Here is a 21,559-nt window from a genome sequence, read left to right as displayed (position 1 = left end):
GTCAGGCCAGCCTGGCCCGGGCCTTGACCACGCGGGACAGTTCATTCACAAGCCGTTACCGGCAACCTCATTCTGAGTCACCGCGTGCTCAAGACCGGACCTTAACCGCACATCGTGCGGCGCCACCAACCCTGACACTGAGACTCATTCCTGGCGCCTGGCGCCAGGAATGAGTCATTCACTGCAACGGCGGCGCCCCTGCGCGGGTGCCGGCACCGACTTCGGCTGGTTCGCACACCCGGCCGGCGGCGCCCCTGCGCGACTCCGGTGCGGGGTGCGAGGTCCCGAATGAGTCATTCGCGACCACCGGAGGCGACCCCGCGCGGCCCGGCCAAGGGCCGTCGGCACCCACCCTCGCCTGGCCAAACGTCTTGAATGAGTCATTCAGGTCGCCGGAGGTCCTGAATGACTCATTCAGGACCTCCGAGCACCGGAGCGAACCGGCCGGATGATCGAAACCCGCCCCTTCCAAAGTCGTGACCCGCACGCCATCAGGCAACCCGATCCGGGCTTGCCACGTCGGTAAGCTCGCCGGAGTAGTCGGCAGCGAAGATGTCCGCCGGGGTCCTGGGGGCCCGCCCCCGGCGGGTTCGTCCCCCGAGGGAACGGCAGGGACATGCGAGGGGAAGCGGACACCGGTCTGCGAGTGGGCTTGCTCGGCCCCCTGCGGGCCTGGCGCGGGGCGGCCGAGATCGGCCTGGGCCCCGCTCGTCAGCGCGCGATCTTCGCCGTGCTCGCGGTCAACGCCGGCCGCCCGGTCCCGCGCGCCGAGCTCATCGCCGGGGTCTGGGGCGACTCCGCCCCCGCGAGCGTCGAAGGCAGCGTCCACACCTACGTCTCCGGGCTGCGGCGGGCGCTCGAACCCGACCGGTCGCGCTGGTCGGCCGCCAGCGTCCTCGTGTCGGATCCCGCCGGCTACTCGCTGCTGCTCGACGAGGACGCGCTCGACGCCGCCGTCTTCGAGCGGCACCGCGGACGCGCGCAGCAGCACCTCGACCGCGGTGATCCGCGGGCGGCCGTCACCGAGCTCGACGCCGCCCTCGCGCTCTGGCAGGGGGAAGCGCTCTCCGGCGTGCCCGGCGGGTTCGCCGAGCGGCACCGCGAATACCTCGCCGAGCTGCGGCTGAACACCCTGGAGCGGCGGGCCCAGGCGCTGCTGGCCCTCGGCGGCCACCTCGACCTCGCGCCGGAGCTGGCGGTGCTGGCCGGCGAGCACCCGCTGCGGGAATCGCTGCGCGAGTCGCTGATGCTCGCCCTCTACCGCAGCGGCCGGCACGCCGACGCCCTCGACGTCTTCCGCGACGCCCGCGCCACCCTCGTCGCCGAGCTCGGGGTCGAGCCCGGCCCGGCACTGCAACGCCTCCACCAGCAGATCCTCGCCCAGGACCCGGGGCTCGACGCGCCCGCGGCGCCCGTCGAGGTCACCGGGCACCGGCTCTTCGGCCGGGAAGCCGAGACGGCCCGGCTCGCCGAGCTCGTCGCCGACGTCCGGGCCGGGCGCGGCCGGGCCGTGTGGATCGAGGGCGAAGCCGGCATCGGCAAGTCCGAGCTGCTCACCAGCACCCTGCCGGACGGCCCGGGGTTCCAGCGGCTCTGGGCCGCCGCCGACGAGCTGAGCACCCGGTTCCCGCTGCAGGTGATGCTCGAGTGTCTGGCGATCGACGCGCATTCGCCCGACCCGCGGCGCGCGAAGGTGGCCAAGGAGCTCGCCGGTGAAGGCCCGGTGCGGCGCGGCCTCGGGCCGGCCGACCCGGTGCTCGGCGCCGTCGACCGCCTCCTGGCCCTGGTCGACGAGCTGTGCGCGCGCTCGCCGCAGGTGCTGGTGGTCGACGACCTGCAGTGGGCGGACGAGGCGTCCGTGCTGGTCTGGCACCGCCTCTGCGCGGCGACCCGGCAGCTGCCGCTGCTACTGGTGGCCGCGACCCGGCCGGCGCCGGACCGCGCCGAGCTCGCCCAGCTGCGCCGTGGCGTCCAGGCGCGCGACGGCGTCGTGCTCGATCTCGCGCCGTTGACCGGTGAGGACGTCGGACGGCTGATCGAGGACCAGATCGGCGCCGCTCCCGGGCCCGGGCTGCGCGAGCTGGCGGCTCGTGGTGCCGGGAACCCGTTGTACGTCAAGGAGATGGTCGACGTCCTGCTGCGCGCCGGCGCGGTCGAGGTGAGCGGCGGCCTGGCCGACGTCGACGACCCGGCGGAGTTCGAAGCGCCGCGCTCGCTCGTCGCCGCGGTCGACCGGCGGCTCGACTTCCTCCCCGCGCGGACGCAGGAAGTGCTGCGCTGGGGCGCGTTGCTGGGCATGGAGTTCGCCGTCGGGGACATCGCCGCGGTGCTCGGCACGCGGCCGTCGGACCTGCTGGAGCCCCTCGAAGAGGCCGTCGCCGCGAACGTCCTGATCGACACCGGGACACAGCTCGCGTTCCGGCATCCCCTGCTGCGCCAAGCACTTTACGACCGGCTGCTGGCCGGGACGCGGGCAGCACTGCACCGGCAGGCCGCGGAAGCGCTCGCCGGGATCGGCGCGCCGGTCAAGCGCGTCGCCGAGCAGCTGGTGGCCGCACCGGCCACTGTGGACGAATGGGTGCTGGACTGGCTCGCCGCCCACCACGCGGCGGTGTCCAACCGGGCGCCGCTGATCGCCGTGGAACTGCTGGAACGCGCACTGGCCGCGGGCGCCGGAGACCGCCGCGAAGTCCTGCTCGTGGCCCTGGTCAAGGTGCTGTTCCGGCTGGAACGCAACCCGGAATCCCTGGCGCAGCAAGCGCTCGACGTGGCCACCGAACCCGACGCGGTCGAGGAGATGCGGCACATCCTCGCGGCGCTGCGGCACCGTCGTGGCGACACCGAAGGGGCGGTCGCGACGCTCGCCGCGTCGGTCGACGACCCGGCCGTGCCGGAGCTGTGGCGGGGCAAGCACCGGCAGCTGCTGGCGAACTTCCGCCGCGGCGATCTGTCCGATTTGGACACGGCGGAGAAGGCCGCGTACGAGACCAAGTCGTTCGCCGGCGGCGACCGGTACCTGACGGCGCACGCGCTGCAGTCGTTGTGGCTGGTGGATTCCGTCCGCCGCGAGCACGACTCCGCGCTCGCGCACATCGACGCGGCGATCGAGGCCGTCGGCGACGAGCACGAGCTGGCCGACCTGCACCTCGACCTGCTCGACAACCGCGTGTTCACGCTGCAGAACCTCGACCGGCTCGCCGAGGCGGACGCGTCCTTGCGCGCGGCCGGCGACGTCGCGGCCCGGCACTCGATGCCGGTGGGGCTGCAGGTGTCCGTCGCGGTGCACCGGTACTGGGAAGGCCGCTGGGACGAGGCCCTGGTCGAGCTGGACACGGTCACCGAAGACGGCCCGGCGATCACGTTCTACGGCCTGCGCGAGCCCGGGCCGGCCGCCCTGCTGCTGCACGGCGTCGCGGCCCTGATCGCCGGCCGCCGCGACGACCGCGCGCAGGCGGCGGCCCACCTCGACGCGGCGGAGGAGTACGCCCCGGCGACCGGCGCCGAGCGCGAGAGCTTCGACTTCCTGCTGGTCGCGGACGCGCTCGCGGCCGAGCAGCGCGGCGACCGGGCCCGCGCGATGGCCGTGCTCGAACCGATCCTGAACCCGACGTACGCGCAGATGATGCTGCGCCACCAATGGCTCCCGACGTTCGTGCGGCTGGCGATGGAGCAGGACGACGTCGTCCGCGCCCGCCGGGCCCTGGAGGTCTGCGAGGAGGAGGCGGCGAAGGAACGGCGGCCGGCGCGGGCGCACGCGGCGGTGTCGTGGTGCCGGGGGCTGATCGAGGAGGACCCGGCGGCGGTGCTCGCGACGGCGGAGCACTTCCGCGCGGTCGGCCGCCGGCCGGAGCTGGCTTCCGTGCTCGAAGACGCGGCGGAGCTGCTGGCCCGCGCGGGCCGCCTCGACGCGGCGCACGCGGCGTTCGAGGAGGCGGCGGAGATCTACACGGCGCTGGGGGCGCGCTGGGACCTGCGCCGGGCGGAGACGCGGCTGCGGCGGCTGGGTGTCCGGCGCGGGGCGTTGTTCTCGCCGGTCCGGCCGGGCCACGGCTGGGAGTCGCTGACGCCGATCGAGGCCCGCATCGCGAGCCTGGTCGCGGAGGGCCGGTCGAACCCGGACATCGCGGCGGAGCTGTCGTTGCCGCGGCGGACGGTGCAGGCCCACGTGACGCGGTTGCTGGGCAAGCTGGAGACGCCGTCACGCTCGGGCGTCGCCGACGCCTTCCGGCAGCGGCCCTAGGGCGTTGGCCTTGGCGACCCGGCCGAGGAACCGCCCCGAGTCCTTGACCGTCCGCTCCTGCGTGTCGAAGTCGACGTGGACCAACCCGAACCGCTGCGAATACCCCATCGCCCACTCGAAGTTGTCCAGCAGCGACCACGCGAAGTACCCGCGCACGTCCGCGCCGGCCCGAATCGCGGCGTGGACCGCCCCCAGGTGCTCCATGAAGTAGTTCACCCGCGCCGCGTCGAACACGCGGCCGCCGACGACCTGGTCCACGAAGGACGCGCCGTTCTCCGCCACCACCATGGGCAGCCCGCCGGACCGCGACGAGATCCACCCGAGCAGGTCGGTGAAGACAGCAGGCGCCTGCTCCCATCCGAAAGCCGTCAACGGCGGCGGAGCCGGCAGCACGTCCAGGCCCCGCAACCCCGGCAGCGGGCAGTTGCCGTGCACCGAAAGATCCGCGAGGGGCGTCACCCGCGCGGGCGCGTAGTAGTTCACGCCCAGCCAGTCGATCGCCGCCGCGATGGTGTCCGTGTCGCCGTCGCGAATCGACGCCGCGAACCGGCCACCGTGATGAGCCACGTCGGAAAGCACGTCCTCCGGGTAGCCGCGACCCAGCACCGGGTCGAGGAAGAACCGGTTGTGGATCCCGTCGAACTTCCGGGCCGCCTCGAGGTGCGCCGGTGAAGTACCGTCCGGCAGTGCGGGCGCGAAGTTCAACGCCAGTGAGAACTCCTGCCCGGGGCGTGCTGCCGAAGTCAGCGCCCGGGTCGCCAGCCCGTGGCCCAGCAGCAGGTGGTGCGCCGCGACCAGCGCCGTGTCGTAGTCCTGGACGCCCGGCGCGTGCACCCCGCTGCCGTACCCCAGGAACGCCGCGCAGAACGGCTCGTTGATCGTCGTCCACTGGTTGACGCGGTCACCCAGGGCGTCGTGGACGAAGGAAGCGTAGTCCGCGAACCGGTGAGCCGTGTCGCGCGCGGGCCAGCCGCCCGCGTCCTCCAGGGCCTGCGGCAGGTCCCAGTGGTACAGCGTCAGCACCGGCACGACGTCGCGGCGCAGCAGCTCGTCCACGAGCCGGTCGTAGAACGCGATCCCCGCGGACGACGGCGTCCGGCCGTCCGGCATCACCCGCGGCCACGCCACCGAAAACCGGTAGGCGCCCAGCCCCAGGTCCGCCAGCAGCCCGATGTCCTCGGCGTACCGGTGGTAGTGGTCGCACGCGACCTCGCCGGACGCACCGCCGAGGACGGCACCCGGGCGAGCCGCGAAAGTGTCCCAGATGGACGGTCCCCGGCCGCCCTCCGCGACCGCGCCTTCGACCTGGTAGGCCGCGGTCGCCGCGCCCCACAGGAACCCCGGCGGGAAGGAAAGACCGGTCATACTGGCGCCCCTTTCAGGATCCCCCGGACGATGTGGCGGCCCAGCAGCAGGAACAGCGCGATCACGGGCAGGACGCCCACGGTCGCGCCGGTGAGCATGAGCGCGTAGTCGGTGTAGTAGCCGCTGGCCAGCTGCGACAGGGCGACCTGCACGGTCGGCGTTTCGTTCGGGTCGAGTACCACCAGCGGCCAGAAGTAGTCGTTCCACGCGGCCATGAACGTCAGCATCGCCAGCACCGCGGCCGCCGGGCGCAGCGCAGGGACCGCCACGTGCCAGTAGGTGCGCAGGATCGAACAGCCGTCGACGGTCGCCGCGTCGACGAGTTCGGCGCTGATCGCGTTCTCGCACGCCTGGCGCATCCAGAACACGCTGAACGCGCTGAGCAGCCCCGGCACGATCACCGCTTCGAGGCGTCCGTACCAGCCGAGTTCGCCGACCACCAGGTAGAGCGGGATGACGCCGAGCTGCGCCGGCACCATCGCCGAGCCGACGACCAGCAGGAACAGCGTGTTGCGGCCGCGGAACCGCAGCCGCGCGAAGGCGAACCCGGCCAGGCTCGCCAGCACGACGTTGGACACCATCACCGTGCCCGCGACGATCAGCGAGTTGCCCAGCGCCAGCCAGAAGTCGACGGTGTCGAAGACCCGGCGCACGTTCTCGACGAGGTGCCCGCCCGGCAGCAGCAGCGGTGACGTCTCCCCGATCGCCGAGTTGTCGCGGGTGGCCACGACGAACGACCAGTACAGCGGGAAGATCGACGCGCCGAGCACCCCGATCAGGACCGCGTAGACCCAGCCGCCTGGGCGTCTCACGCCGACCTCACGAACCGGCGCACCAGCCGGTAGTTGACCAGCGCGAACAGCGCGCAGATCACGAACATCACCCAGGTCAGCGCGGCCGCGTAGCCGGCGTCGAAGTGCGTGAACCCCTTCTCGTACAGGTACATCACCAGCGTCTGGAACTGGCGGTCGTTGCCGCCGGTCCCGCCCGACCCGCCGGAGTCGAACAGCTGCGGCTCGGCGAACAGCTGCAGGCCGTTGACCGTGCCAGCGATGGCGGTGAAGGCCAGCGCGGGCCGGATGCCCGGCACGGTGATCGACCAGAACGTCCGCCAGCGCGAAGCACCGTCCAGCGCGGCGGCTTCGTAAAGATCGCCGGGGACGGCCTGCATCGCGGCCAGGTAGATCAGCGCGTTGTAGCCGGTCCAGCGCCAGAGCACCATCGACGCCACCGCGAGGTGCGACGTCCAGCTCGACGCCTGCCAGTTGACCGGCGCGACACCGAACCAGCCGAGGACTTCGTTGACGACGCCGTAGTCGCGGCTGAACAGCTGCCCGAACACGAGCCCGATCGCGACGACGGACACCACGTTCGGCAGCAGGATCCCGGTGCGCCACCAGGTCGCGCCCCGCAGCGGCCGGTCGAGCAGCGCCGCGATGCCCAGCGCCAGCAGGAACTCCGGGACCGCGGCGAGCACGAAGATGCCGACCGTGTTGGCCAGCGCGTTGTAGAAGTCCGGGTCCGCGAGCAGCTCGCCGTAGTTCGCCAGGCCCAGGTAGCCCTGGTCGCCTTCCAGCAGGTTCCAGTCGTGCAGCGAAACCCACGCCGTGTAGAGCAGCGGGAAGGCGCCGAAGACGACGAACAGGCCGAAGAAGGGCGCGACGAACAGCAGCGGCGTGGCCTTGCGGTCGAAACGAGCGAGCACGCGCCGGCTACTTCAGGGCGGCTTGCGCCTGCTGGACGGCTTCCGCCCAGGCCTGGTCGACGCCGTCGGTCTTGTCCTCGATCCGCCCGAGCGCGCGGCCGAACTCCGGCCGGACGTCGGCGTCGCGCAGGCCGCGGTAGTTGGGCCGCAGCCGGTCGGCGGACGCGGCGAAGATTCGGCCGATCGGCGCGTCCCCGAAGTACGGGTCGGTGTGCGCGACGACCTGCGGATCCGCGTACACCGACGGCTCGCTCGGCAGGATCCCGTCGGAGAGGAAGAGCTTCTTCTGCTGCTCCGGCGCGGTCAGCCAGCGTGCGAGCTCGTACGCCTCCTTCGGGTGCGCGCCCTGCTTCGGCACGGTCAGGAACGAACCGCCCTGGTTGCCGCTCTTGCCGGGCACGGTCGTGACGTCCCACTTGCCCTTGCCCGCGTCCCCGCCGGCTTCCTTGATCTGGCTGAGCATCCACGCCGGGCAGGCGACGGTCGCGAAGGAACCCTGCTTGATCGCGACGTTCCAGGCCTGCGTGAACGTCGTCGCGGCCGCCGTCTCCCCTTTGGCCGCGATACCGCCGGAGAGGTAGAAAGCCGTGCGCACGCTGGGGTTGCGGTCGCCGATGAAGGAGTCGTCGGCCGCGGAGAAGTAGTTCTCGGGTGACTGGTTGAGCATCGCGGTGTAGACGGTCCCGGCGGAGTCCGCGAACTTGACGTCCGGCGTCTTCTCGGTGAACCGCTCGGCGGTGGCGGCGTAGGCGTCCCAGTCCGGCATCAGCTTCGCGACCTCGTCGCGGTCCGTCGGCAGGCCCGCGGCCTGGAACAGGTCACGGCGGTAGCAAAGGGCGAGGCTGCCCATGTCGGTGCCGAGGCCGAGGACGAACGCGCCGTCGGTGCCCTGCGCCCACTTCCAGGGCGCCCATTGCTTTTCGAGGTCCCGCGCGCCGTAGGCGGCGAGGTCGGCGAACTTGTCCTTCGCCTTCCGGTACTGCGGGATGTACTGCTCTTCGATCGCGACGACGTCGGCGGCGCCGTGGCCGGTGGCGAGCTGCGTCGCGAGACCCTTGTGGTGGGTGTCGAAGTCGGTGACGCGGTTCTGCACCGTGATGTCCGGATGCAGCTTCTGGTATTCGGCGATCAGGGGCGCGTAGCCGAATTCGCCGAAGGTGGCGATGGTGAGCTTCATCGGGCCGCCGGCGTCACCCGGGCTGCAAGCGGCGAGCGGGATCAACGCGGCGACCGCGGCGGCGGTCCGGCGGGCGATCGTGCGCAACGGGCTTCCTCAGATCACACCGGCCCGCACGGCGTAGGCGACCGCGTGCGGCCGGTTGCGCAGGTTGAGCCGGTTGGTCATGGCGTAGATGACGTTCTTCACGGTCCGCTCCGAGTAGCAGAGCTTGCCCGCGATCTCCGCAGTGTCCCAGCCTTCGGCCATCAGGCGAAGCACATCCACCTCGCGCGGCGTCAGCGCCGCCGGCGACCCCTCGTGCGCCAGCGCCTCGACCTGGTCGCGCAGCGACGTCGTGCGCCCCCGCGCGGCGGCCAGCACGCTGTCGGTGAGCCGGTCGAGCGCGGTCCGCGGCAGCACGGCGGAGACGTGGCAGTCGGCGAGCAGGCCCAGGTGCCCGGGGTCGACGTGCCCGGCGACCAGCACGATCGCGGCGGGCGACTCGGCGGACGCGGCCCGCAGCGCGGCGATCGCCTCGCGGTCGACCTGCCCGACGGCGAACACGAGCACGGCCGCTTCGCCCCGCCGGGCGCGCGGCACGACCAGCAGCTCCGGCCGGGACTTCAGGTGGTTGATCAGCCCCGTGAGCGCAATCGGGTCCGACGCCCACGCCGCCACTCGCACCTGGTCCATCTAGGCCCCTCCCCACTGTCCGTGTCCTGGTGGTGCCAGTCTGCTGAGGTCGCCTTCACGAATTCTCTAACCGCGGTGCAGCCCTTCTTCACATCGTGAAGCGGGCCGTCGACTACCGTCGTGGGGCACGCCGACGAGTGAAGGGACCGATGAACCACCGAAGTCTGGCCGCCATGGGGGTGGCCTTCTCCGCCCTGGTCGTGAGTTCCCTGGTCACGGGCTGTCAATCGGACACCGTTTCCGGGCTGGCGATCCCCCGCTCGCCGGTTCCTCCTCCCTCTTCTTCACGGACGGTCGCCCCGGCCTCGCCCTCTTCCCCCGCTCCGACGTCGGGCCTGACACGGCCCGGTGACTGCGCGTCGCTGGTCAACGGCCTCGACGTCCGCGGCCAGGTCGCGCAGCTGGTCGTCGTGGGGGTCTCCGGCGACAACCCGGGCGCCACGGTGTCCCTGGTGCGCGACAACCAGGTCGGCGGGATCTTCATCGGCGGTAACGCAACAGCGTTGTTGAAAGATCGTTCCCTGGACGCCGTGCAGGCCGCGGCCAAGCTGCCGGTGGCCGTGTCGGTCGACGAAGAGGGCGGCCGCGTCCAGCGCATCGACGACCTCGACGGCGACCTCCCGTCGGCCCGCGAGCTGGCCGCGACGAAGACTCCCGCCCAGGTCCGGGCGCTGGCCGCCGACCGCGGCCGCCAGCTGCGCGCCCGCGGCGTGACGGTCGACTTCGCGCCGGACACCGACGTCACGGACGCCCCGGACGACGACGTCATCGGCGACCGCTCGTTCAGCCCCGACCCGAACCGCGTGAAGACGTACGCCGCGGCGTTCGCGGCGGGCCTGCGCGACGGCGGTGTCCAGCCGGTGCTGAAGCACTTCCCCGGCCACGGCCACGGCTCGGGCGACTCGCACAAGGGCACGGTCGTGACGCCGCCGCTCGCGCAGCTGCGGGCGGTGGACCTGGTGCCGTACCGGAACCTCGCGGACTACGGGCCGGTCGCGGTGATGGTCGGCCACCTCGACGTGCCCGGCCTGACCGGCGGTGTCCCGGCGTCGATCTCGCCGGCCGCCTACCGGCTGCTGCGCACCGAGTTCGGGTTCAACGGCCTGGTCCTCACCGACGACCTCGGCGCGATGAAGGCGATCACCGCGCAGTACTCGTTGCCGGACGCCGTCCTGAAGGCGCTGCAGGCCGGGGCGGACGAGGCGCTGTGGTCGTCCGGCGGCCGGGTGGACGAGGTGCTTGATCGGCTGGTGAAGGCCGTCCAGTCCGGCGAACTGCCCAAGACGCGCGTGCAGGAGTCGGTGACGCGGGTACTCCGCGCGAAGGGCGTCTGCGGCTGAGCCTGCCTAGACTCCCTCGCGAAAACGGCACCTACCTGAGGAGCGGCATGGCGAACCTGGGCGGCACCTTCACCCTCGGCGGCGAAGTCCCCGTGACCCGCATGGGGTACGGCGCCATGCAGCTGGCCGGCCCGGGTGTCTGGGGGCCGCCGAGCGACCACGACACCGCCGTCGCCGTGCTGCGCGAGGCCGTCGAAAGCGGTGTCACCCACCTCGACACCAGCGACTACTACGGCCCGCACACCGTGAACGCGCTGATCAAGGAAGCCCTGCACCCGTACCCGGAAGCGCTCACCATCGTCACGAAGGTCGGCGCGCGCCGGACGCCCGACAAGGCCTGGCCGCCCGCGCTGTCCGCGGACGAACTGACGCAGGCCGTGCACGACAACCTGCGGAACCTCGGCGTCGACGCGCTCGATGTGGTGAACCTGCGGCTCAGCAACGACGCCGGCGACTACCCCGTGCCGATGTCGCTCGCCGAACCCTTCGGCGTGCTCGCCGAGCTGCGGCAGCAGGGACTCATCCGGCACCTCGGCGTCAGCCACGTCACCGCCGGGCAGCTCGACGAGGCGAAGGCGATCGCGCCCGTCGTCTGCGTGCAGAACCAGTACAACCTGGCGCACCGCGAAAACGACGACCTCGTCGACAAGTGCGCCGCCGAGGGCATCGCCTTCGTGCCGTACTTCCCGCTCGGCGGGTTCAACCCGCTGCAGTCCGGGATCCTCGACGACTGCGCCGCCCGCCTCGGCGCGACGCCGATGCAGGTCGCGCTGGCCTGGCTGCTGCAGCGGTCGCCGTCGATGCTGCTCATCCCGGGCACGTCGTCGCTGGAGCACCTGCGCGAAAACCTCGCCGCGGCTTCGCTCGAACTCCCCGCCGACGTGCTGGCCGACCTCGACCGGATCGGTACCGCCTGATCGCTACGCTGTGCGTCCGAGCAGGTACGAGAGCGGAGGACCGCGTGGCGAACTGGGGCGATCTGGTCGCTTACATCAGGCAGGCATACCGGGTGGTGCGCGACGAGCCCGACGAGATCCGCATCCGGCTGATCTTCGGCGACGACCCCGACACCGAGCAGCGGGCCCAGATCATGGTGATCGCCCGCGAGATCCTCGACCAGCGCGAGGACTGGGTCCAGATCGCGACGCCGTTCGCCCGCCACGACGAGGTCGACCTCCTCGAGGTGCTCACCGAGGTCGGTGAGTCGACCATCGTGGGCGGGCTCGCGGTGATGGGCGACCACCTCGTGCTGCGCCACTCGCTGCCGCTGATCAACCTCGACATCAACGAGTTCATCGACCCGCTCGAGCTGGTGGCCGGCGCGGCCGAGCTGCTGGAGCAGCAGTTCACCGGCCGCGACGACTACTGAGTGGGATCACCGCGACGGCGGCGGCCACGGTCAACCCGGCGGCGACGCCGAGCGCCGTGGTCGCTGTGCCGGTGCTCAGGTAGAGCCCGCCGAGCAGGGCGACGCCCAGGGTGCCGCCGAGCTGCTGCACGGCGTTGAGCAGCCCGGCGGCCGAGCCCGTCTCGTGCGGCCGGACGCGGTGCAGGGCGGCGGTGAAGAACGGGACCGTGAACGTCCCCATCCCGAGGCCGCACAGTGCCAGCGCCGGCGTCACCCCGGCGGCGACGCCGAGGATCCCGGCCAGCAAGAGGGCCAGCCCGGCGAACATCACGCGCACGCCGAACTTGGGCACCAGCCAGGACCCGGCGAACCACGACGACACCGCGAGCCCGGCCGAGAGCGGCAGCAGGGTCAGGCTCGCGGTGCGGACGTCGACGCCCTCGCCGAGCTGCAGCCGCATCGGCACGAGGAGCATCAGCCCGGTCATCACCGCGAAGTACAGCAGGGAACCGGCGAGGGCGGCCGGGAACCCGCGGTGGGCGAACAGGCTCGGCTCGACCAGCGGCGCGGCCGTGCGGCGCTGCTGGAACCCGAACCCGACGAGCAGTGCGGCACCGGCCGCGAGCAGCGGCCACGCCGTCCCGCCCGGGCTGATCAGCGGGTAGACGAGCAGTCCGGCACCGGCGACGACGAGCGCGGTGCCCACGAGGTCGAGCTTCGGGCGCGTCGCGGCTTTGTCCTCGCGCAGGAACCGCGCGGCGAGCAGGACCGCGAGGCCGAGCGGGACGTTCACCAGGAACACCGCCCGCCACGACAGCGCCTGCGTCAGCAGGCCGCCGAGCAGCGGCCCGGTGACCGCGGACAGGCCCATCACCGGGCCGATGCTGCCGAGCGCCTTCGCGAGTTCGTCGCCGTCGAAGAGCGCGCGGATGAGACCGATCGTCTGCGGGATGATCAGCGCCGCCGCCGCGCCCTGCACCGCGCGGGCGCCGATCAGCAGGCCCGCGTCCGGCGCGGCCGCGCAGGCCAGCGACGCGAGCACGAAGGCCGTGACGCCGATCTTGAACGCCCGGGCCCGGCCGAAGATGTCCCCGAGCCGGCCACCGGTGATCAAAAGGGCCGCGAACGGCAGGGTGTAGGCCGCGCTGAACCACGGGATGCCGGTGGCCGGCCCGGGCAGGCCGTCGTGGATCACCGGGCCCGCGACCTGGACGATCGTGGCGTCGAGCAGGTTCATCGCTTCGGCGGTGAGCAGCACGGCCAGTGCGGCCCAGCGGTACCGGTGGCGGGTCGTGGTCGGCAAGAGGTGCCCCCTTTCGTCGGCACCGACCTTGACCCGCGTCCGGTCACGGATTCCACTTCTTGCCGTCGTCTGGCTGATTTCTTCCACGTCGTGCGCTTTGATGAAAGATATGACCATCCTGGACGACGTCGATCGCGCGGTGATCCACGCGCTGCACATCGACGGCCGGGCGCCGTTCACGAAGATCGGGGACGTCCTGGGCGTCTCGACGCAGACGGTGGCGCGGCGCTATCGCCGGCTACGCGCCGAAGCTGCGCTTCGCGTCGTCGGCTTGCCGGACCCCCAACGCGCCGGGCAGGCCGAGTGGATGGTCCGGCTGACGGCGACCCCGAACGCGGCGCGCGACGTCGCGCTCGCCCTCGCGCGGCGCGCCGACACCGCGTGGGTCAAGCTCGTGTCGGGCGGCACCGAGATCTGCGTGAACGTGTCCACGCCGGCCGCGAGCGACCATTCGCTGCTGCTGCGGGACATCCCGCGCTCCGCGAGCATCACGGCGGTGTCGGCGCACCAGCTGCTGCACCGGTATTTCGGCGGCCCGACGGCGTGGCTCGGCCGGGCCAGCTTCCTGGACGCCGCCCAGGTCGCGGCGCTGACGCCGGCGTTCTCCGGCGAAGGCAAGCCGCTGACCGGCGACGACGACGCGCTGATGGCCGCGCTGCAGCGTGACGGCCGCGCGAGCCTGGCCGAGCTGGCAACGGCCACCGGCTGGTCCGCGGCCACCGTCGCGCGCCGGCTGGCCGACCTGCAGGCCGGTGGCACGGTGTTCTTCGACCTGGAGGTCGACCCGGCGGCCCTGGGCGCGACGACCCACGCCCTGCTGTGGATGTCGGTCGCCCCGGCGCACCTCGACGACGTCGCCCGGGAGCTGGCCACGCACCCGGAACTGGCGCTCGTCGCGGCGACGACCGGGCCGGCCAACCTGGTCGCGCACGCGCTCTGCCCGGACGCGGCGGCGCTGCACCACTACCTGACCCGCCGACTGGGCGCGCTCCATGCGGTCCACACGCTGGAGACGGCGCCGGTCCTGCGGACCATCAAGGCGGCCGCGTCCCGCTGAAGCGCTTTCACGTGAAAGCTCCGAGCCCTGCTTTCACGTGAAAGCGGCGGATCAGCGCGCCTGGGGAATCCGCACCTTCACAGCCGGGGCCAGCTGCGCGATCCGCTGCAGCCGGGCCCGGCCCAGCCGGTGGAGCATCTCCCCGAGCTCTTCCGGCGCGATGCTGCTTTCGAGGTCGAGCCGCGTCACCTTGACGACGCGGTCGATCTCCGCGGCGGGGAGCCGCCCCACGAACTCCCCCGCCAGCCACACACCGACTTCTTCGACGACGTGGTCCGCCTGGTGGCTTCGTACGGTCATCGCTCTCTCGCTCTCCTCGTTCCGGATCGCCTTCGCCTGGTCGGAGCCGGAAAATCCCGGCCCGACGCAGGTCGGACGAGCCCACCCCCGACCCATGACGCCGATTCGCGGAAATTAGGGGCAGAAAAGCTTTGCGTGTCCGGACCGGTGAGTACCGTGACGATCTCGGTTCACTCACATGGGCTGTTTGCCGCCCCAAGTTGTCGGCCGATCGGGTGGAAAACGGGAGAACAGTGCCCGGACCGCGCGTGCGTCAGGACTCTGGAGACGTCCGGTAGTGCGGGCGTTCCCGTGCGGGACGCGGAAACGGAGACGCGATCCATGGCCCGGTACGACCGGACCGACCTCGGGGCGTACAGCCTGGGGTTGCTCGACGCCGCCGACTCGGCCCAGGTGGAGCGGCACCTTTCGGCGTGCCCGGACTGCCGCCAGGAGGTCCGGGAGTTCGAGGCCGTCCGCTCGATGCTCGACCACCTCGGCCGCCTTGAGTCCACATAGGACTGATCCGGGAACTGTCGGTGCCCGCCGGTACCGTGCGCGCCGTGACCGACTTCCTGACCACGACCCGCCACGCCTATTCGATCGTCGCCGAGACCTACGCCCGGTTCTCGGCCCCCATCACCGAGGACCTCCAGGACCGCGCGCTGCTCACGGCGTTCGCCGACCTCGTCCGCGCGGACGGCGGCGGCCCGGTCGCCGACCTCGGCTGCGGAACCGGCCGGGTGACGGCGTACCTGGCCTCGGCGGGGCTCGACGTCACCGGCATCGACCTGACGCCGGAAATGCTCGCCGTCGCCCGCCGCGACCACCCGGAGCTGCGGTTTTTTGAGGGGTCGCTGCTCGCGCTGGACCTGCCGGACGGTGGTCTCGCGGGCGCGGTGGCGTGGTACTCGATCATCCACACGCCGCCGGCCCGGCTGCCGGAGGTGGGCGCGGAGTTGTTCCGGGTGCTGCGCCCGGGAGGCCACCTGCAGCTGGCGTTCCAGGTCGGCGACCTGCGGCAGCACCTGACCGAATGGCACGGCCACGACGGGCTTTCGCTGGACGCCTACCGGCAGCCGGTGGAGCGGGTGTGCGAGCTGGTGGCCGGCGCCGGGTTCGAGGTACTGACGCAGGTACTGCGCGACCCGGCGGCGCGGGTGCCGCAGGGCCGGGTGCTGGCGCGGAAGCCGGCCGGAGAGCCCACGGCCGACTGAGCCCAGCGCCGGGCCGCCGGGTCGCGCGGGGCCGACGCCCGGAACCCGGGCGTTCGGCGGCAAGTCCGCCGGACGCCAGGCCGTGGCGCGCACACCCGTTGCCCAAGGCTGGCAGGCTTGCACGCCCCTCGGCACCCGGCCCGCCCAATCGAGCGGGGCGACGCGCCAGGCCGCCGGGCGCGCAGACCCGTTGCTCGAGGCGGGCAAGCTCGCGCGCCGGCAGCAGACCACTTGGCACCGGTGCAGCGGCTCACGCCGGTCGGCTGGACCGGAGAGCCCGCGGCGGGCTGAGCCCGGCGCCGGCCCACCCGATCACGCGGGACCGACGACCGGAACCCGGCATTCGGCAGCACGTCCGCCCGGCGCCAGGCCGAGGCGCTCAGACCCGCTACCGGAGGCGGGCAAGCTCGCGCGCCAGCAGCAGATTTCTCGGCGCCGGCACCCGATCAAGCGCGGCCGACGCCCGGAACCCTGGCGTTCGGCGGCAAGTCCGCCCGACGCCAGGCCGGGCGCGCAGACCCGCCGCCCGAGGCGGACAAGCCCGCGCACCGGCAGCACGCCCCCTCGGCACCGACGCGGCGGCTCACGCCGGTCGCCCCCGGCGCCGCCCGGCCGGCGTCGTGATCGCCGAAACCCCTTCCGCCATCCGGTTCAACTCGGGAGTCGTTCGCGCACACCCCTTGCCCGGACCACCCGAATCCTTGACTGGACTAGACCAATCTGCTCTAGTGACCGGTGTCACCCTCGTTCCGGCCGGTCGAGCACACCCCCTCCGACACCGGGCGCCCCCGCGTCCGGACTCCGTCGTGGCCGAAGGAGTGAGCCAGTCTTGAGAAGACGTCTTGTCGCGGTCCTGTCAGCATTCGCCGCCGCCGCCGCACTCGTGCTCGGCGTGCCCGCCGCCACCGGTCAGGCCCCGCAGGCCGCGGCCGCCGCCTGCAGCGGGCCCAACTGGGTCGCGGGCCAGTGGTACGACGTGGGCGCGGTCGTCAAGTACACCAACGGCAGCTATTACCGCGCCAAGAACGCGAATCCGGGTTACGACCCGATCATCAGCACCTGGTACTGGGAGCCCTACAGCTGCGACGGCGGGGGCGGCGGCACCACCTGCAACGCGCCCAACTGGGTCGCGGGCCAGTGGTACGACGTCGGCGCGGTCGTCAAGTACACCAACGGCGGCTACTACCGGGCCAAGAACGCCAACCCGGGCTACGACCCCGTCATCAGCACCTGGTACTGGGAGCCCTACGACTGCGGCGGCGGCACGAACCCCGGCAACCCGGGCTCGTTCGTCATCAGCGAAGCCCAGTTCAACCAGATCTTCCCGGGCCGCAACAGCTTCTACACCTACAGCGGCTTGACCGCGGCCCTGTCGGCCTACCCCGGCTTCGCCACCACCGGCAGCGACACGGTGAAGAAGCAGGAAGCCGCCGCGTTCCTCGCGAACGTCAACCACGAAACCGGCGGCCTGGTCTACATCGTCGAGCAGAACACGGCCAACTACCCGCACTACTGCGACTACGGCCAGCCCTACGGCTGCCCCGCCGGCCAGGCCGCGTACTACGGCCGCGGCCCCATCCAGCTGAGCTGGAACTTCAACTACAAGGCCGCCGGCGACGCCCTCGGCATCGACCTGCTCGGCAACCCCTGGCAGGTCGAGCAGAACGCGGCCGTCGCCTGGAAGACCGGCCTCTGGTACTGGAACACCCAGAGCGGCCCCGGCACGATGACCCCGCACAATGCGATCGTCAACGGCCGCGGCTTCGGCGAGACCATCCGCAGCATCAACGGCTCCATCGAGTGCAACGGCGGCAACCCGGCGCAGGTCCAGAGCCGGGTCGACAAGTACCGCCAGATCACGTCGCTCCTCGGCGTCGACCCCGGCGCCAATCTCTACTGCTGATCCGACGCGAGCGGCTCACCCGTCCACTGGGTGAGCCGCTCGCCGATCAGTCCGCCCACCTCCCCGAGGTTGTCGTTCAGGTAGAAGTGACCGCCCGGGAACGACTTCAGCTCGAAGGGCCCGGACGTGTGCTCCGCCCACCGCCGCGCCTGGACCTCCGTGACCCTCGAATCACGGCCGCCGAACAGCGCGAAGACCGGGCAGGAGATGTCGAGCCCCGGCCGGTAGTGGTAGCCCTCCGCCGCCTTGAAGTCGTTGCGCAGCACCGGCAGCACCAGCCGAAGGAGCTCGGGGTGCGCCAGCACCCGCGGATCGGTGCCGCCGATCCGCCGGACGTCGGCGAGCAGCTCGTCGTCGGTCCGCTCGGGGACCGGCCCACCGGAGAATGACACCGATGCGCGGCGCCCCGACACGAACAGGCCGAGCAGCCCGGGTCCGAGCCGCCGCGCGACCTCGAAGGCCAGGCTGGCGCCCATGCTGTGCCCGAAGAACGCCGTCGGCCCGGTGACCTCGGCGGCGAGTACCCCCGCCAGCCGGTCGGCGAGCAGGAACAGGTCGTCCACCAGCGGTTCGGCGTGCCGGTCCTGCCGGCCCGGGTACTGCACGGCCAGCACGTCGACCGCGGGGGCCAGCGTGGCCGAGAGCGAGTGGAAGTAGCTCGCCGTCCCGCCGGCGTGCGGGAAGCAGACGAGCCGCGGCGCGCCGGGCTCGGCCGGGTGGAAGCGCCGGAACCACGCTTTCGAATCCGTCATACCGGCGAATCTCCCAGGCCCGCGCGGGCCGGGTCGACGCCAATCGTGCGGAAGTCCGGCGCGTCCCTCCTCAGGGGCTCACTCCGCCCGCCACAGCGCGGGGACGGCCGGTGGTTCCCAGCCCGGCTGAGCGGTGTGCGCCTGCAGGCACACGTAACCGCGGCCGCCGTAGGTGACCCGCGCACCCGCCGCGTAGCCGGTGCCCGCCGCCCACGTGGTGCCTCCAGGCGGCGTCGAGGTGGACGTCGGTGGCGTCGAAGTGGACGTCGGAGACTGCGGGACGTTCAGCACGAAGTCGAACGCGGCTTCCTTCGCGGTGCCGTTGTCCCGCACGGTCATCAGGAGCCGCGCGTCGAAGATCGTGTCGGTGTTGTTGCGCGGCTCGTTCGGGAAGTAGAGCTGAGTGGTGAGGATCGGCCGGCCGGGCGCCTGCACCTTGACGTGGATGTGCCGGGTGCGGCCGGGGTAGAGGCCGGGCACGATCGTCGAGAGCCGGAACGCGCCCCGGGCGTCGGTGTACTGGTGGCCGCGGAAGGTGTAGCCGGTGTTGTCGTACGCGCCGTTGACGTCCGCCTGCCAGAAGTCCAGCAGCGCGCGGTTCACCGGCAGGCAGGCGAGCCCGAAGACGTAGCCGCTCACCGTCAGGCGCGTGCCCTGCGTGCCGGGGGTGACCAGGTCGGTCCGCTCCGGCGAGTTCGGCTTGAAGTAGGGGCCTTCGGTCTGGGCCGGTGTCGGATCGTCGTCGTCGTGGCACGCCGGCGTCAGTTCCGGGGCCTGGCCGCCGGCGACGGCCGTGCGGGCGAGCGCCGGCCCGCCGATCAGCGCGACCGGCGCGGCGACACCCGCGGCCAGCGCGGCGCGCAGCACCGTCTTGCGGCTGAGCTTGGTCTCTTCGTCCATGCCTGCTCCTCGTGGGGGCTTCGGGAATCCCCTCGAACGTAGGCAGCGCACCGGGTGCGCGACGATGGACTGACTCGGTCAGTCGTGGTGATTCTGCCCGCCGCGGCGGAAATCGCCGGGGCTCAGCCCGGTTTCGCGGCGGAAGAACCGGCAGAAGTAGGCCGGGTCGGCGAACCCGACGCGGGTCGCGACCTGGCGCACGGTGAGGTCCGTCCGGAGCAGGAACCGCTGGGCTTCCCGGATCCGTGCCTCGCGCAGCAGCTGCGCGGCCGTGCGGCCGGTCGCCGCCTTCACCGCCTCGGTGAGGTGACCCGGCGTGACGCCGATGCGCCGGGCGTGCGCGGACACCGACCACGACCCGGGGTCCGGGCGGCCGGTGAGCCGGGCGAACTCCGCCGCCACCGCTCCGGCGGGCGCGGGCGGCGGTGTCCCCAGCAGCCGTCCGGCGCGCACGACCAGGACGTGCACCAGCGCCCGCAGCACGGACTCTTCGCCGTGGCGGTGCTCCTCTTCGAGGTCGGCGATCACCCGTGTGACGGCCGCGCCGGCGTGCGCGTCCAGCCGGAGGCACGGCTGTTCGCTCAGCCGGCGCAGCAGGTCGCGGTCGGCCGGGTGGTCGAGGAGGAAGTCGTCGGTGAACAGGACGACGTGGCCGGTCAGGCCGCGCACGCCGGCCCACTGGTGCACCTGCCCCGGCGCGATGACGGCGAGCTGCGGTGGCCGCAGCGGCCGGCGCGTCAGGTCGACGACGTGCGCGCCGGTGCCGCCGGTGACGTGGACGAGCTCGTGGAAGGTGTGCCGGTGCGGGAACTCCGCGCGCGAAAGCGGCCCGATCTCGTCGAACGTGCCGACCGCGAACGGCGGCGCGTGCGGGGCCGGCACCTCCAGCCGGTGCATCGGCAGCTCCCCCGCCCGCGGCCGTTCGCAGGGCGTCCCGGGCGGAACGGTCGTACCGCGCATGGCCTCGTCCCTTCGCCGTCCGGGCGAAAAGTCTAGACCAATGCGGGTGCGGTTCGCCGCTTTCGCCCCGATGGTCGCAATCCGATGGTCGGGTACGAAAACGGGGCCGGTCCACTGTGGACCGGCCCCGTTCCCGGGTACTGCTTGCTGCTTACGCGCGGCTGCGACGCCGGTTCACCAGCAGCATCAGCGCGCCGCCACCGAGCAGCAGGCCGCCCACGGTGAACGGAACCGCGGCGTCGACACCGGTGTTGGCGAGCTCGCCGCCCCCGCCGTTCGAGCCGGCCGGGGTGGTGCTCGGCGCGGTGGTCGGGGCACCGGCCTCGGTCCAGCTGGCGGGCGCGTTCGCGGTGACCTCGGTCTTCTCCGAGTCGGCGACGATCAGCGACTGCGCCGGCTTCTTCGCGTAGTTCTCGGCGACGAACAGGCGGCCGGTGTCCAGCTCGCCGGTGGCCTTGAGGGTGAAGGCGCCCTTGCCCGGCTTGGTGCCCGCCGGGATGTCGACGAACAGCTTGCTGCCGTCCTTGACGTCCGTGCCCTTCAGCTCCTTGCCGTCGGCGTCGGTGATCTTGACACCCTCGGGCAGCTGGCTGGTCAGCGAGGTGATGTCCCCGCTGGTGGCGACGCTGTACGGGCCGACCTTGGAGCCGGCGGTGCCCTCGGTCTTGTCCGCGGCGATGTTCAGCGTCGGCTTCGGCTGCTCGCCGATGCCCTTGTTCTGGTCACCGGTGAAGTAGGCGTAGAGCGCGGCGACGTCGGCGTTGGCGTCGGCCGACTTCTCCTCGGCCAGCGGCTTGGTGGCGTCCAGGTTCACGCCGTCGCTGAAGTGCCACACGGCGGCCTGCGTCGCGGCGATGGCCTCGCGCTCGGAGACGCCGTCGTGGACCTCGACGCCGGCCTTCTTCAGCGCCTTGCCCAGCGCGTCGAGGCCGGTGCCCGGGTAGCCGTTGTGCAGCACCCAGTTGATCTTGGTGTTGTTCTTTTCGAACGGCGAGTTCTCGGCCGGGTACTTGCTCCACGGACGCTCGACCATGTCGACGTCCGTGCGCAGGCCGACGGTGATCTGCACGCAGTAGAGCTTCAGCGTGCTGCCGTTGGACAGCTTCATCTCGAACAGCTCGGCGATGTAGTCGCCGCCCTTGCCGAGGTTGAGCCGGTAGCCGACGGTGGCCTTGGCGTTGCCGTGGTCGTCCGCGACGACGCGGCCGCGCGCGGCACCGTCGTCGGCGAGGGCGGCCGGCGAACCGATCATGACGGCGGCGGCCGCGGCGAGAGCCGCGATCCCGCCACGCACGAGAGTGGACCTGACCTGCATAAATCTCCTATCCGAGCCCGAAC

The 21,559-nt window shown here is 72.2% G+C and carries 19 protein-coding genes; 8 read left to right on the top strand and 11 right to left on the bottom strand.

The window, feature by feature from the left end; translation table 11 throughout:
* The first annotated feature begins 616 nt into the window (after positions 1-616).
* The gene (locus AB0M83_RS36115; protein ID WP_364524134.1) at positions 617-4,240 is read left to right on the top strand and encodes a BTAD domain-containing putative transcriptional regulator; all 3,624 of its coding nucleotides are present in this window, start codon (positions 617-619) and stop codon (positions 4,238-4,240) included.
* Here the strand turns inward: AB0M83_RS36115 and AB0M83_RS36110 are convergent.
* From AB0M83_RS36110 to AB0M83_RS36090, 5 genes are read right to left on the bottom strand one after another with little or no spacing between them, the layout of a single operon-like run.
* The gene (locus tag AB0M83_RS36110) at positions 4,199-5,605 is read right to left on the bottom strand and encodes a GH1 family beta-glucosidase (RefSeq protein ID WP_364524132.1); all 1,407 of its coding nucleotides are present in this window, start codon (positions 5,603-5,605) and stop codon (positions 4,199-4,201) included. The two genes, AB0M83_RS36115 and AB0M83_RS36110, sit on opposite strands and share 42 nt — an antisense overlap.
* Positions 5,602-6,417, bottom strand: a complete 816-nt coding sequence (locus tag AB0M83_RS36105) for a carbohydrate ABC transporter permease (protein WP_364524130.1) — start codon at positions 6,415-6,417, stop codon at positions 5,602-5,604. The genes AB0M83_RS36110 and AB0M83_RS36105 overlap by 4 nt, the downstream gene beginning before the upstream one ends.
* The gene (locus AB0M83_RS36100; RefSeq protein WP_364524128.1) at positions 6,414-7,310 is read right to left on the bottom strand and encodes a sugar ABC transporter permease; all 897 of its coding nucleotides are present in this window, start codon (positions 7,308-7,310) and stop codon (positions 6,414-6,416) included. Before AB0M83_RS36100 ends, AB0M83_RS36105 begins: the two co-directional genes overlap by 4 nt.
* A 7-nt stretch (positions 7,311-7,317) precedes the next feature.
* Positions 7,318-8,574 carry an extracellular solute-binding protein gene (locus AB0M83_RS36095; RefSeq protein WP_364524126.1) on the bottom strand — a complete coding sequence of 419 codons (1,257 nt, stop codon included), beginning with the start codon at positions 8,572-8,574 and terminating at the stop codon, positions 7,318-7,320.
* Between the two features lie 9 nt (positions 8,575-8,583).
* A complete protein-coding gene (locus tag AB0M83_RS36090; RefSeq protein WP_364524124.1) occupies positions 8,584-9,162 on the bottom strand; it encodes a LuxR C-terminal-related transcriptional regulator in 579 nt (192 codons plus the stop codon).
* Positions 9,163-9,311: 149 nt separating this feature from the next.
* On the opposite strand from AB0M83_RS36090, the gene AB0M83_RS36085 reads away from it, so the two are divergent.
* The 3 genes from AB0M83_RS36085 to AB0M83_RS36075 are packed head-to-tail and all read left to right on the top strand — an operon-like array spanning position 9,312 to position 11,871.
* Positions 9,312-10,502: a glycoside hydrolase family 3 N-terminal domain-containing protein gene (locus AB0M83_RS36085; protein ID WP_364524122.1), complete on the top strand. Its 1,191-nt coding sequence runs from the start codon at positions 9,312-9,314 to the stop codon at positions 10,500-10,502.
* Positions 10,503-10,549: 47 nt separating this feature from the next.
* Positions 10,550-11,419 (top strand): oxidoreductase, encoded by an 870-nt coding sequence (locus AB0M83_RS36080; protein ID WP_364524120.1) that lies wholly within the window; start codon positions 10,550-10,552, stop codon positions 11,417-11,419.
* 44 nt (positions 11,420-11,463) lie between these two features.
* On the top strand, positions 11,464-11,871 hold the full coding sequence (locus AB0M83_RS36075; protein WP_364524118.1) for a hypothetical protein: 408 nt from the start codon (positions 11,464-11,466) through the stop codon (positions 11,869-11,871).
* Here the strand turns inward: AB0M83_RS36075 and AB0M83_RS36070 are convergent.
* Positions 11,849-13,153, bottom strand: coding sequence for an MFS transporter (locus tag AB0M83_RS36070; RefSeq protein ID WP_364524116.1), 1,305 nt, complete (start codon positions 13,151-13,153; stop codon positions 11,849-11,851). The genes AB0M83_RS36075 and AB0M83_RS36070 overlap by 23 nt on opposite strands.
* 109 nt (positions 13,154-13,262) lie before the next feature.
* On the opposite strand from AB0M83_RS36070, the gene AB0M83_RS36065 reads away from it, so the two are divergent.
* Positions 13,263-14,210, top strand: a complete 948-nt coding sequence (locus AB0M83_RS36065) for an AsnC family transcriptional regulator (RefSeq protein ID WP_364524114.1) — start codon at positions 13,263-13,265, stop codon at positions 14,208-14,210.
* Positions 14,211-14,261: 51 nt separating this feature from the next.
* Here AB0M83_RS36065 and AB0M83_RS36060 read toward each other — a convergent pair whose 3' ends face one another.
* Complete coding sequence (locus tag AB0M83_RS36060; RefSeq protein ID WP_364524113.1) at positions 14,262-14,510, bottom strand: hypothetical protein; 249 nt, start codon at positions 14,508-14,510, stop codon at positions 14,262-14,264.
* 321 nt (positions 14,511-14,831) lie between these two features.
* On the opposite strand from AB0M83_RS36060, the gene AB0M83_RS36055 reads away from it, so the two are divergent.
* From AB0M83_RS36055 to AB0M83_RS36045, 3 genes are all read left to right on the top strand, one after another.
* Positions 14,832-15,008 carry a zf-HC2 domain-containing protein gene (locus AB0M83_RS36055; protein ID WP_364524111.1) on the top strand — a complete coding sequence of 59 codons (177 nt, stop codon included), beginning with the start codon at positions 14,832-14,834 and terminating at the stop codon, positions 15,006-15,008.
* 44 nt (positions 15,009-15,052) lie between these two features.
* Positions 15,053-15,706, top strand: a complete 654-nt coding sequence (locus tag AB0M83_RS36050; RefSeq protein ID WP_364524109.1) for a methyltransferase domain-containing protein — start codon at positions 15,053-15,055, stop codon at positions 15,704-15,706.
* Positions 15,707-16,589: 883 nt separating this feature from the next.
* A complete protein-coding gene (locus tag AB0M83_RS36045; protein WP_364524138.1) occupies positions 16,590-17,609 on the top strand; it encodes a chitinase in 1,020 nt (339 codons plus the stop codon).
* On the opposite strand, the gene AB0M83_RS36040 is transcribed toward AB0M83_RS36045, so the two are convergent.
* The 4 genes from AB0M83_RS36040 to AB0M83_RS36025 all read right to left on the bottom strand — a co-directional run bounded on the left by AB0M83_RS36040 (position 17,600) and on the right by AB0M83_RS36025 (position 21,536).
* A complete protein-coding gene (locus AB0M83_RS36040; RefSeq protein WP_364524107.1) occupies positions 17,600-18,361 on the bottom strand; it encodes an alpha/beta fold hydrolase in 762 nt (253 codons plus the stop codon). The two genes, AB0M83_RS36045 and AB0M83_RS36040, sit on opposite strands and share 10 nt — an antisense overlap.
* A gap of 78 nt (positions 18,362-18,439) precedes the next feature.
* Positions 18,440-19,261 carry a carbohydrate-binding protein gene (locus AB0M83_RS36035; RefSeq protein ID WP_364524105.1) on the bottom strand — a complete coding sequence of 274 codons (822 nt, stop codon included), beginning with the start codon at positions 19,259-19,261 and terminating at the stop codon, positions 18,440-18,442.
* Positions 19,262-19,339: 78 nt separating this feature from the next.
* Positions 19,340-20,221, bottom strand: coding sequence for an AraC family transcriptional regulator (locus AB0M83_RS36030; protein WP_364524103.1), 882 nt, complete (start codon positions 20,219-20,221; stop codon positions 19,340-19,342).
* A gap of 151 nt (positions 20,222-20,372) precedes the next feature.
* Positions 20,373-21,536, bottom strand: coding sequence for a thioester domain-containing protein (locus tag AB0M83_RS36025; RefSeq protein WP_364524101.1), 1,164 nt, complete (start codon positions 21,534-21,536; stop codon positions 20,373-20,375).
* Between the last annotated feature and the right edge of the window lie 23 nt (positions 21,537-21,559).

The sequence above is a fragment of the Amycolatopsis sp. NPDC051106 genome (genome assembly GCF_040682775.1).
Taxonomy (GTDB): Bacteria; Actinomycetota; Actinomycetes; order Mycobacteriales; family Pseudonocardiaceae; genus Amycolatopsis.
This window is presented reverse-complemented; position numbering and strand designations above follow the sequence as displayed.